The sequence below is a fragment of the Streptomyces aureoversilis genome (genome assembly GCF_042657885.1).
In the GTDB taxonomy this organism is placed as follows: Bacteria; Actinomycetota; Actinomycetes; order Streptomycetales; family Streptomycetaceae; genus Streptomyces; species Streptomyces aureoversilis.
Window position 1 is genome coordinate 34858 of the sequence record NZ_JBHSKJ010000011.1, and the last position, 11317, is coordinate 46174.

Genomic DNA, 11317 nt, shown 5'->3' on the forward strand with positions numbered 1-11317 from the left:
CGGGGAGGAGCCGCGATCACACCACGACCGGGCGGAGGTCCGGGCCGACGACGTGCGACGGGGGCGGCGGACCGGCCTCGTCGTGGAAGAAGTGGGCCCCGTACCAGACCACGAGGTCCTGCCCGTCCACGGATTCGCCGTTGACGAAGTCACCGATGTGGGCGCGCGTGTCGGAGGGCTGCCCGTCGTCGATCTCCGTGCCGCGGTAGCGCAGGACCCACAGGTCGGCCACGCCGTAGGCGTCCGCCGTGCCGTCGTTCGCGCCCGGCACGAGGGCGTAGCCGCGCCCGGTCGCCGGGGCGACGACGCGCCATTGCCGGTGCCCGGCGGGGTTGCGGGTGCGCTGGGTCTCCAGGCGGACGGGCGTCCAGCCGGTGGCGTCGTCGAACTCGTCCACCCGGTTGGCGGTCGAGCCCCCGACGTCCAGGTCCAGCCGCCAGTACACGTGGTGCGTGTGGGCCAGGCAGGTGCACGGGTTGGTGACGGCGGAGAAGCCGAAGCGCGGCAGGATGGTCCCGTCGTCGGCGAGCCGCCACTCGGTGACGTAGCGGTACCAGCCGGCGGCGAGCTCGCTGACGATGCGGAGCGCGGAGCCGTCGTGGAAGAACGCGACGCCGCGGAAGTTGCCCTGGTCGCTGTGGGTGTCGAGGATCGTGCGCGGCGCCGAGGTGCACAGGCGGTAGCCCGGGCCGACCGGGTCGGAGCCCGTCGCGTTGAAGCAGACCTCCTCGTTCGCCCAGTCGCGGAAGGGGCCGCACCGGTCGTTCGTGTAGCGCACGTTGAGGATCGGCGCGTGGGCCTGGTACAGGACGCGCTCGCCCTTGTGGTCGACGAACCGCAGCTCCACGCCGGAGCCGTTGACGCCGGAGGAGGTCCTGGGCCGGTTGACCACCAGGTTCCACAGCTCGGTGGCCCCGCGGCGCACCCTGACGCGGACGGCCCGCGGACCGCCCGACGGGTCGGGGCAGTTGTCGGCGGGCGGGATGGTCACGCAGTCCAGGGCGGAGGGGGCGGAGACGCCCTCGGGGGCGGGGATCACCGTGCCGTCCTTCGTGCGGACCCCGACGATGCGGTGCTTGACGTCGCTCCCGGGGGTGCGCAGGCCGACGGTGACGACGCGGTCCACGGTGCCGTCGGCGTGGGTGACGTCGGCGAGCGGCGGCATGGGCCGGTAGGCGAGCGCGCCGTCGGCCGCCAGCTGCGGCCCGAACTCGGCGTGGGCGCGCACCGCTTCGACCGCCCGGTCGAACTCCTCGCGGCCGGGCAGCGGCCGGAACCGCACCGAGCGCGCGGTCGCCCCGGCCAGGTCGCCGAGCCGGCCGGTGACCTCGACCGAGCGGTAGGCGTCCGGGTCGTGGACGACGGCGCGGAACGGCGCGTCGGCGCCGGCGTCCTTCTCCAGGAGCCGGAAGTCGGCGACGGCCGACCGGGGTCCGGAGATGCGTTCGCGGACGGCGGGGAGGCCGACGAGGTCGCCGGCGAGGGACGAGTCCGTCGCCGTGCCCTCCTGGTACGGTTCGATGCTGATCGTGATGGGGTCGGGCACGGGAGCCCCCTCTGCCTGATGCCGTCCGGTGCGCGTACCGGCTGTTAGCGCGTGCTGCACGACCGTGTGCTGAGTCACTCAGCGTGCCCGCGAACGGGACAAGCAGGGCATCCACCACACGAGGGGCGCGGGGGGTACTTCCGGGGCGCGCCGGTGCAAGAGCCGCGCAGGGGAAACGGGCCTACGGCAGCGAGCAGTTGGCTCATGCGCACCGGGTGCCCCACCGCCCCCGGGCGTCAGCCATTCCACGGAAGCGGCTGCACTTCCGCGCGCCCCGGAAGTACCCACCATCGCTCCCTGCACTCGATCACTCCTTCCTCCGTAGCTTGTGGATCCGGAGCTTCCGCATCCCTCGGGAAGCGGCCCACGGCTTCACGACACAGGAGGTCGGCATGAAGCGCACCATCATCCTCGCCATGGCGGCGGTCGCGGCCCTCACGGGCGGCCTGGTCACCACGGCCTCGGCGGAGAACGCCGCCGACGACAAGCCCGTCGCCGCATCGGACAAGGCACGGGAATTCGCCGAGGACGGGCCGGAGATCGGTGGATTCGACCAGGTGGAGGGCCCCGCCCTCTCCGTGGCGCCGCAGACCAACGGCCGCACCTTCGTGGCCTGCCCGGCCGGCCGGGTGCCCAGCGGCGGTGGAGGGAAGACCAGCGGCATCCGCATCTTCTTCACCGACTCGTTCCAGGAGGGCAACGGCTGGGTGATCCGCGGTACGAACACCAACCCCGCGGGCGGGGGCGCCGAAACGATCAGAGCGGTCGCGATCTGCACCGCACCGCGCTGATCCCCGGGACCGGTCCCCCTGCACCGGTCCCCCTGTGGTGGGCCCGGCGGCCTCCCCGCCGGGCTCATCCGCGTTCCCCCGGCACCGGCGTCAGCTTCACCGTCCTGTCCTCGCTGCCGCTGGCCAGCCAGTCGCCGTCCGGGCCGAACGCCACGCAGAAGACGGTGTGATGGTGCTGCACGCGCAGGGCGCGGGTGCCGTCCGCAACGGCCCACACGCCCGCCGTGCGGTCCGCGGAGGCCGTGGCGAGCCAGTGGCCGCCGGGGCTGAAGGCCACGTCCTTCACGGCGTCCCCGTGCCGCACGAGCAGGAGCTGGTGGCCGCTGCCGGCGTCCCACACGCGGACGCAGCCGTCGTCACCGGCCGTCGCCAGCCGGCCGCCGTCGGGGCTGAACGCGACGGCCTTGACCGCGTGGTCGTGGCGCAGGCGCAGCAGCGCGTCACCGCCGAGCGACCACAGACGTACGGAGCGGTCGGCCGAGGCCGAGGCGAGGCGCGCGCCGTCCGGGCTGAAGGCCACGTCCGTCACGACCTGGTCGTGGGTGATGCGCAGCATGGTGTCGCCGCTGGTGGAGTCCCACAGCCGGACCGTGCGGTCGGCGGAGGCGGAGGCGACGCGGAAGCCGTCGGGGCTGAAGGCCACGCCGAAGACGACGTGGTCGTGGCGCAGGCGCAGCAGCTCCTCGCCGTTGGAGGAGGCCCAGATGCGGACGGTGCTGTCGGCGCCCCCGGTGACCAGGCGGCGGCCGCCGGGGCTGAACGCGGCGGCGAAGACGGACGAGAGCCAGCCGCCCACCGGCTGCTCCCAGATCCGGTTGCCGGTCAGGGCGTCCCAGACCCTGACCCGGTTGCGGGATCCGGTGGCCAGCCGTCTGCCGTCGGGGTGGAAGGCGAGGGCGTGCACCCACTGGCGGGTGTCGAGGACGCGCGAGGTGATCACCGCGCCGGGCGCCGCGGGCGGGACGCCGGGCGGTGCCGGTGTGCCGCCGGGTGCCGCGGGCGGGCCGTCCACTGCCGCCGGGGGCGTGGGCGGCTTCGGCGGTACGGGGCCCGCGCCGGGCAGCGGCACGGCCGGTCCGGCCTCCGCCCGGGCGGCGGGCATGTCGAAGAGGCGGGCGTCGCCGCCGCGCAGGTAGAGCACCGGGGTCGCCCACTCCAGGCTGTCGTCCTTGTCGACGATCAGGGCGATCCGGCCGACCCGTACGGCCTCGTCGACGGTGCGGCCCTGGGCCAGCGCCTGGTAGAAGGAGGCGGCGAAGCGGGTGGCCGCCTTGTCGGTGACGGCGAACTGCATGGCGACGACGGCCGGTACGGTGCGCACGAGCACGGCGGCCGTGCTGGAGAAGAGGTCCTCGGCGTTGCCCATGCCGCTCTGGCAGCTGTTGAGGATCACCAGCTGCGGCCGGGGCCGGGCCACGCTGAGGAGCGAGGCGAGGGCGGTGGCGTGCAGGTGGTGCTCGCGCCCGTCCGCGTCGGCCAGGGTGATCATGCCCTCGTGGCGCTGCGGGTCGTACGCGCCGTGCCCGATGAAGTGCAGGACGTGGCAGCCCCGCAGCAGCCTGCGGGAGAGGTCGTCCGCGGTCTGGCCGGGCACCCAGTCGAGGTGGACCAGCCCGCGCTCGGTCAGCGGGCCCAGCGCGACGGACAGGGCGGCCCGCTCGCTCTCCGCGCCCAGGGGTGCGCGGGAGCGGGGCAGCGAGGTCATGCCGAGGATCTTCAGGGGCGGTTCGGAGCGCAGCGGGGCGAGGGGCTCGGGCAGGTCGACGTAGCGGACGAGGGGCCGGCGCAGGCACAGGTACTCGCCGGACTCGTCGTCGTAGAGCAGCTCCCAGGGCAGGGCGGCGAGTTCGGGGGCGCGGATGCGCAGGACCACGCGCAGCGCCTCGTCGCGCTCGCCGGCCTGTTGTCGGCTGGCGAGGTACAGCCCGCGCAGGCGTCCGTCGAACACGGCGCGGAAGAGCCGTTCCCCGACCTCCCGCACGGGACGCTCCAGGCCGAGCGCCGCCGCGCGCGGTGTCACGGAGGAGGCGAGGACGGCCCGCTGGAGGTCGGCGAGGCGGGCGCCGATGGCGTCGGTGTCCAGGGCGACGGAGAGGCTCCCCTCGCCGGCCGGTGAGGAGACGGCCACCGTGTACCGGCCGCCGGGACCGCCGCTGACCTCCAGCACGAAATCGGCGGCTCCGCGCATCACGGCTCCGGCAATTCCCGGGAAGAATTCACCATTCTCCTTTCCCGCTTTCTCACGCGGCCGTGCCCGCGCCCGCGCCGTGCAGCGGTCCCGCCGTCATCCACCAGGCGCACAGCCGCCCGTACGAGGCGAGGGGGGCGTGGGCCTCCGCGATGATGTTCAGGTCCTCGCTGGACCAGGTGAGATAGGCGTCGCCGTCGGAAGTCCCGTAACAGGTGAGGTCGCCCACGGTCTTTCCGCCGACTTTGTACCTCTGCCGCCCGTCGAGCGGGACCGAGGGGCCGCACGCGTCCTGCGTGACCGTGGCCTTTCCGGTCAGCCTGTCATAGGCGCCGCTCATGCTGATGCCGTCCACGAACTGGGCGTAGATCACCGGAAATCCGCCGGGCGGCGTGCAGGCGACCACGGCGACGACGGACGGCGGGAACTTGGACGCGTCGCCGTCGGAGCAGCTGGGACGGATGGCGTCGGGCACGCGCTCGATCAGGGCTGCCGTCGCGGAGCGGGTGGATCCCGGGGCCGGTGCCGTGGGCGGTGCGGGCGACGGCGGTGGTGGCGGTGCCGGCGTGCCGGGCGGCCGGCCGGTGGAGGGCGGCGCGGAAGGCGGGACGGACGGCGGCGAGGGCTGCGGCGAGGGCGGCGGCGTGGTGGTCGCCACCACGGTCCCGGGCGGGCCCCCGCGGGAATTCCCGTTCTCCATCAGGACAATGCTCGTCACCACGAGTCCGGCCCCGAGGAGGGCCGCGGTGGACCGGATCACGGGACTGATCCGGGGAAAGGAGATTTCCCTGACGGAAAATCCGCTGCCGAGCAGGGAGATGAGGACCATGAGGCCCCCGAAGACGCATAAGATGATCGAAGCAGAGGTCGGCATGGTTCCCCCCGACGCGCATCATGACCCTCCGCGGAACAGTCAGGCTATAGGTAATTCAGATGAATACCCTCGGGCCGTGCGCCGCTTATTCAGCCGTTCACCACTGCACGCCCCCGGAATGCGCCCCGCGCCCCGTTCAGCGCGGGGCGTTCGTCGCCGCGCCCCCGACCGCGACCGCGACGGCCGCGGCGTAACCCGGCGCCGCGGGGACGTCCTCCAGCACCCACCCGGCGGGCGAGGCCGGAACGGGCCCCGCGCCGACGTACGTCACCGACGGGTTCTCCGACAGGCCCGTGCCGGTGCCCTTCAGGTAGGCCTCCTTGCGCGTCCAGCAGCGCGCGAAGGCCTCCGGGAGCAACGGCGCGGGCAGCGCGGTCAGCTCCGCGGTCTCGGCCGGGTGCAGGACGCCCGCCAGCTCCCGGGCCGTCGCGGCGGGCTGCACCTCCTCGACGTCCGCGCCGACGGGCGTGTCCGCGAAGGCGATGAGCGCGAGGTCGCCCGCGTGCGAGAGGTTGAAGTGCAGGGGGGCGTCGGCGGCGGCCGGGCGGCCGTGCGGCCCGCCGCAGCCGGGGCAGGGCTCGCGCACGAGCGCGACCGCGGCCGGGTCGGTGCCCAGGTAGGCGCCGAGGAGCAGCCGCAGCCCGGTGTGCGAGGCGACGTAGCGCTCGCGGTGCAGGTCGCGCACGAACGCCGCGGCGCGCGCCCGCTCCCCGGCGTCGAGGATGCGCTCCGGGTCCTGCGCGGGGCCGGGCAGGGGCCGGTCGGTCCGCAGGAGCCACACGTGCGGCGGGCCGGGCGTCCACACCCCCGGAAGGGAGTCCTCGCCGAGGACCCGGGGCGTGGTGCCCGGCCCGTCGCTCACGCGCATCAGCTCTCCCCCAGGTGGCGGGTCACCGCCTCGGCGACCTCCGCGGCCGGCCCCGGCTGCGTCATGTGCGCGTGCGGGCAGGCGACATCGCGGTTGATCACCCTACCCGTGACGTAGGGCCGCCACGCCTCCCGCGTCACGGATCCCGCGCCCGGTGCACCCGGTGCGCCCGGGCCGTCCGCGGCCGTTCCCGCAGCCCCGGCCGCACCCGTGGCCGTAGCCGTACCCGTGGCCGTGAAGAACAGCACGTCGCCGTCGAAGACGCGGTGCGGGTGCCGCCCGGCGAGGGCCGTCGTGCCGAGCGCGACGTCCACCACCGCCTGCAGGGTGCGCGGGGTCAGCGCGGCGAAGGCGCCGCCGTCGGCGCGCAGGGCGGCGAGGACGCCGTCCCGGGTGAGCGGGGCGCCGTCGCCGTGCGCGCAGCCCGCCATGTCCAGCAGGGCGCCCAGGACGGCCTGTTTCTCGAACGCGGCGGCCGCGGGGTAGGCGTCGAGCATCGCGAGCAGCTCGACCTTCTCCCCGGCCTCCTGCAGCCGTACGGCGACGGCGTGCGCGAGGACGCCGCCCGCCGACCAGCCCAGCAGCCGGTAGGGGCCCTGGGGCTGGATCTCCCGGATGCGCTCCGCGTGGTCCGCGGCCATCTCCTCCAGCGTCGCGGGCAGCGGCTCGCCGGGCGCCAGCCCGCGGGACCTGAGCGCGTGGAGGGGCTGGTCGGGGCCGAGGCCGGCGAGCAGCGACGCGTAGCACCAGCCGAGGCCCGCCGCCGGGGGCAGGGCGAACAGCGGCGTACGGCTGCCGGTGGCGCGCAGCGGCAGCACGGGCTCCAGCAGCGCGCCGTCCGGGCCGTCCGTGTCCGCGGTGCCGTCCGGGCCGTCCAGCCTGCGGGCGAGGGCGGCCGGGGTCGGGGCCCGGAAGAGGGTGCCCATGGCGAACGGGCCGTCCTCCCCGTCGTCCGCCGCTCCGCCGGCGGAGTCACCGGTGACGCCGAGGCCTTCGCCGAAGACGTCCCGGACGCGGGCGACGAGCCGGACCGCGAGCAGCGACGTGCCGCCCAGGGCGAAGAAGCTGTCGTCGACGCCGACGTGGGGCAGCCCGAGGACCTCGGCGAACAGACGCGTCAGGGTCTCCTCGCAGGGCCCGGCGGGGGCCCGGCCCCCGGCATCGGCCTGCGGGCCGGGCGCGGGCAGTGCCGCGCGGTCCAGCTTGCCGTTGGGGCCCGTGGGGAAGGCGTCCAGGACCACGACGGCGCCCGGCACCATGGCCTCGGGCAGCTGCGCGGCCAGCGACTCGCGCAGGGCGTCCGGGGCGGGCCGCGGGATGGTGCCGGTCTCGGCGGCGGCATCCGCCGAGACCGGAGTCACGTAGGCGACCAGGCGGCGGTCGCCGGGCCGGTCCTCGCGGACGACGGCGCAGGCCGCCTGCACGCGGGGGTCGGCCAGCAGGACGGCCTCGACGCCGTCGGGTTCGATGCGTCGCCCGTGCAGCTTGACCTGGCGGTCGGTGCGGCCGAGGTACTCGGCCTCGCCGTCCTCCCGCCAGCGGGCGAGGTCGCCCGTGCGGTACATGCGTGCGCCGGGCTCCGCGAACGGGTCGTCCACGAACCGTTCGGCCGTCAGGTCCGGCCGGCCGAGGTAGCCGGTGGCGAGCTGGGCGCCCGCCAGGTAGAGCTCGCCGGGGACGCCGGGCGGGCAGGGCTGCAGGGCCGCGTCGAGGATGTAGAGGCGGGTGTTCCAGGCGGGCCGCCCGATGGGGACGGGCCCGGTCGCGCCCGGCCGGCAGGTGTGGTGGGTGACGTCGACGGCCGCCTCGGTCGGGCCGTAGAGGTTGTGCAGGGCGGCGCCGGGCAGCAGCCGGTGGAAGTCCTCGGCCGTGGCGCGCGGCAGGACCTCGCCGCTGCTGAAGACGTGCCGCAGGCCGGTGCACGCGGCCGCGCCGGGTGCGGCGAGGAAGAGCTGCAGCACCGAGGGCACGAAGTGGGTGACGGTGACGCCCTGTTCGCGGATGGTGCGGGCGAGTTCCGCGGGGTCGCGGTGGGCGCCGGGCCCGGCCAGGACGAGGGTGGCGCCCTCGCGCAGCGGCCAGAACAGCTCCCACACCGAGACGTCGAAGCCCACGGGGGTCTTGTGCAGGACGCGGTCACCGGGGGCGAGCGGGTACTGCGCCTGCATCCAGCGCAGCCGGTTGTCGATGGCCGAGTGCGGGACGACGACGCCCTTGGGGGCTCCGGTGGTGCCGGAGGTGTGCAGGACGTACGCGGGGTGCTGCGGGGTCAGGGCCCGGCCGGGGTCGGTGGGCAGGTGCGCGGCCAGCGCCTCGCCGAGCGCGGGGTCGTCGAGCACGACGACGGGCGCGGCGCCGGCGGGCAGGGCGGCGGCCCCGGCGCGGTCGGTCAGGACGCACACCGGTGCGGCGGTGTCCAGCGTCCCGCGCAGGCGCACGGCCGGGTCCGCGGTGTCGAGCGGCACGTACGCGCCGCCCGCCTTGAGGACGGCGAGCAGGGCCACGACGAGCTCGGTGGAGCGCGGCAGGGCGACGGCGGCGAGGGTGCCCGGGGCGACGCCCAGCGTGCGCAGGTGGCGGGCGAGGCGGTTGGCGCGGGCGTTGAGCGCCGCGTAGCTGAGGGACCGGTCGCCGTCGACGAGCGCGGTGGCGTGCGGGGTGCGGGCGGCGCGGGCCTCCACGGGGCCGATGAGGGTTGTGGGCGGCACCGCGGTCGCGGTGTCGTTGAACTCCGTGAGGACCTGTTCGCGCTCGGCGTCGGTGGCCAGCGGGAGGCCGCCGAGCGGCAGGTGCGGGTCGCGTTCGGCGAGGCGGGTCAGCAGGTCCAGGAAGCGGGCCTGGTGCGCGCCGAGTTCGTCCTGGCCGTAGCGGGCGGGGTTGGCGTCGTAGTCGATGCGCAGGCCGCTGCCGTCGGCGCGGTCGTAGATGCCCACGGTGAGGTCGTCGACGGGGCCGGGGGCGAGGTTGTGCGCGTCGGAGCGGGCGCCGGCGAAGGTCAGCCCGTAGTCGAACGGCATGACGTTGACGAGCGGGCCGGTGAGCGGCCGTCCCTCGCCGAGGAGGCCGAGGTCGCGGCGGATGTCCTCGTAGCGGTAGCGCTGGTGGCGGCGGGCGGCCCGGATGCCGAGGACGGCCTGGTGGACGAGTTCGGCGAAGGTCGTGCCGGGGGTGACGGTCATGCGCAGCGGCAGCACGTTCATGACCATGCCGGGGACGCGCAGGGCGACGGAGCCCATGCGGCCCATCATGGGCAGGCCGAGGACGACGTCCTCGCTGCGGGTGGCGCGGGCGACGTAGAGGGCCTGGGCGGCGAAGAGGACGTCGGTCCAGGTGGCCCGCACGGACGCGGCCAGCCGGCGCAGCCTGGCGGTCGCCTCGGGGGCGAGGTGCGCGGTGGCGCGCAGGTGGCTGCGGGAGGGCAGGGCGGGGCGCGCGGCGGGGCCCGCGGAGGCGAGGCTCGGCGCCTCGGGGCGGTCGGCGAAGACCGTCAGCCAGTGGGCGCGGTCGCGGGTGCGCGTGGCGGACTCGCGGTAGGCGGCGTCCTCGGCGACGAGGTCGGCGAGCCGGCCGAAGGGGCTCGGGGCGGGGTCCTCGCCGGTGGCCAGGGCCGTGTAGAGCTCGGCGACGCGGCGGGCGACGAGGGAGTAGCCGTAGCCGTCGAGGACGGCGTGGTGGACGCGCTGGTACCACAGCCAGCGCTCGTCGCCCACGCGGAAGAGGGCGTGGGAGAAGAGCGGGCCGCGCGCCAGGTCGAAGGGCTCGGCGAGGTCGGCGCGCATCCGGGCGAGGGCGCTCGCGTCCGGGTCGCGCTCGTCGCGCAGGTCGGCGGTGTGCAGCGGGAAGCCGTGGCCGGGGGCCTCGACGGCGATGGGCAGCTGGCGCGGGCCGCCGGGGGTGTCGGTGATGCGCACCCGCAGGGCGTCGGCCTCGCCGACGGTGCGGTGCAGGGCCTCGGCGAAGCGCGCGGGGTCGATGTCGCCGTGGATCTCGAGGTACTCGGCGGTGCCGAGGGCGGGGCTGCCCGGGTCGAGGGCCTGGGCGAACCACATGCCCGACTGGGCGGCGGTCAGGGGGAGGCCCTCCGGCGCGGGGGACCGTCCCGCGCCGGAGGTGCCGGTCAGGGGGAGTGCCCCCGCCCGGTCGAGGGTGCGGGCGTTCACGTCCCCGCCCCCAGCAGCGGTGCCCACTGCTCTATGGCCGGCTGCTCGGCGAGGGCCACGAAGGTGACCTCGGTGCCGTGGTCGCGGCGCCAGCGCTCGACCAGGGTCATGATGCGGACGGAGTCGAGCCCGTAGTCGACGAGGTTCTCGTCGTCGGGGATGTCGGCGGGGTCCTCGCCGAGCACGTCGGCGACGTCGGCCCGGATCTGTTCGAGGGTGAGTGCCATGGGTGTTACGCCCCTTCGAAGAGCCGGTCGGTGGTGGTCACCACGGCGCACTTGGCGGCAGCCCAGCGCAGCGCCATGGCGTGGTCCTCGGCCGAGAAGTCGGCGACGGCGTCGGCGACGAGGAAGGACTGGATGTCGCGCATCCAGGCGTCGCAGGCGCTCATCATGACGCCGATGTGCGCGTACACGCCGACGATGATCAGCTGGTCGCGGCCCTGGGCGGCCATGCGCTCCGCGAGGTCGGTCCGCACGAAGGCGCTGTACTTCCACTTGGTCAGGACCGTGTCGGCGGCCGTCGGCGCGACGGCGTCGGCGATGGCCTTGGCGCGCTCGTCGTCCGGCAGGCCGGGGCCCCAGAAGTCCTGCTGCAGGCCGCGCTCGGCGGGGCTCTGGCCGCCGGGCTGGGCGGAGTAGACGACGGGGACGCCGAGGCGGTCGCAGTCCTTCTTCACCGCGGCGACGTTGGCGAGCAGCTCGGTGACGGGCGACGCCCCGGCCTCGAACGCGTCGAGGAAGTAGTTCTGCAGGTCGTGCACGAGCAGCACCGCGCGGCTCGGGTCGACGGTCCAGCCGACCTTGTTCGCGGGGAGGTCGGCCTCCCGCGGCATGGGATACGGGGCGATGGCAGGAAGTGCCATGGTGGTCGGTGAGCCTTTCTCGGTT

The 11317-nt window shown here is 75.4% G+C and carries 8 protein-coding genes; 1 reads left to right on the forward strand and 7 read right to left on the reverse strand.

Translation table 11 applies throughout. From position 1 onward, the window contains the following. Positions 1–16: 16 nt before the first annotated feature. Positions 17–1546 (reverse strand): hypothetical protein, encoded by a 1530-nt coding sequence (locus tag ACFPP6_RS20075; protein WP_382044098.1) that lies wholly within the window; start codon positions 1544–1546, stop codon positions 17–19. Positions 1547–1938: 392 nt separating this feature from the next. On the opposite strand from ACFPP6_RS20075, the gene ACFPP6_RS20080 reads away from it, so the two are divergent. Further along, positions 1939–2337: a hypothetical protein gene (locus ACFPP6_RS20080; RefSeq protein WP_382044101.1), complete on the forward strand. Its 399-nt coding sequence runs from the start codon at positions 1939–1941 to the stop codon at positions 2335–2337. A 64-nt stretch (positions 2338–2401) separates the two neighbouring features. On the opposite strand, the gene ACFPP6_RS20085 is transcribed toward ACFPP6_RS20080, so the two are convergent. The 6 genes from ACFPP6_RS20085 to ACFPP6_RS20110 form a co-directional block, all read right to left on the reverse strand. Continuing rightward, positions 2402–4525, reverse strand: coding sequence for a CHAT domain-containing WD40 repeat protein (locus tag ACFPP6_RS20085; RefSeq protein WP_382044104.1), 2124 nt, complete (start codon positions 4523–4525; stop codon positions 2402–2404). A gap of 52 nt (positions 4526–4577) precedes the next feature. Next, a complete protein-coding gene (locus ACFPP6_RS20090) occupies positions 4578–5285 on the reverse strand; it encodes a hypothetical protein (protein ID WP_382044107.1) in 708 nt (235 codons plus the stop codon). Positions 5286–5535: 250 nt separating this feature from the next. Then, positions 5536–6267: a 4'-phosphopantetheinyl transferase family protein gene (locus tag ACFPP6_RS20095; RefSeq protein ID WP_382044110.1), complete on the reverse strand. Its 732-nt coding sequence runs from the start codon at positions 6265–6267 to the stop codon at positions 5536–5538. After that, positions 6267–10427 (reverse strand): amino acid adenylation domain-containing protein, encoded by a 4161-nt coding sequence (locus ACFPP6_RS20100; RefSeq protein ID WP_382044112.1) that lies wholly within the window; start codon positions 10425–10427, stop codon positions 6267–6269. Before ACFPP6_RS20100 ends, ACFPP6_RS20095 begins: the two co-directional genes overlap by 1 nt. After that, positions 10424–10654, reverse strand: coding sequence for a phosphopantetheine-binding protein (locus tag ACFPP6_RS20105; protein ID WP_058042512.1), 231 nt, complete (start codon positions 10652–10654; stop codon positions 10424–10426). The genes ACFPP6_RS20100 and ACFPP6_RS20105 overlap by 4 nt, the downstream gene beginning before the upstream one ends. Positions 10655–10659: 5 nt before the next feature. Next, positions 10660–11292: an isochorismatase family protein gene (locus tag ACFPP6_RS20110; RefSeq protein ID WP_382044115.1), complete on the reverse strand. Its 633-nt coding sequence runs from the start codon at positions 11290–11292 to the stop codon at positions 10660–10662. Between the last annotated feature and the right edge of the window lie 25 nt (positions 11293–11317).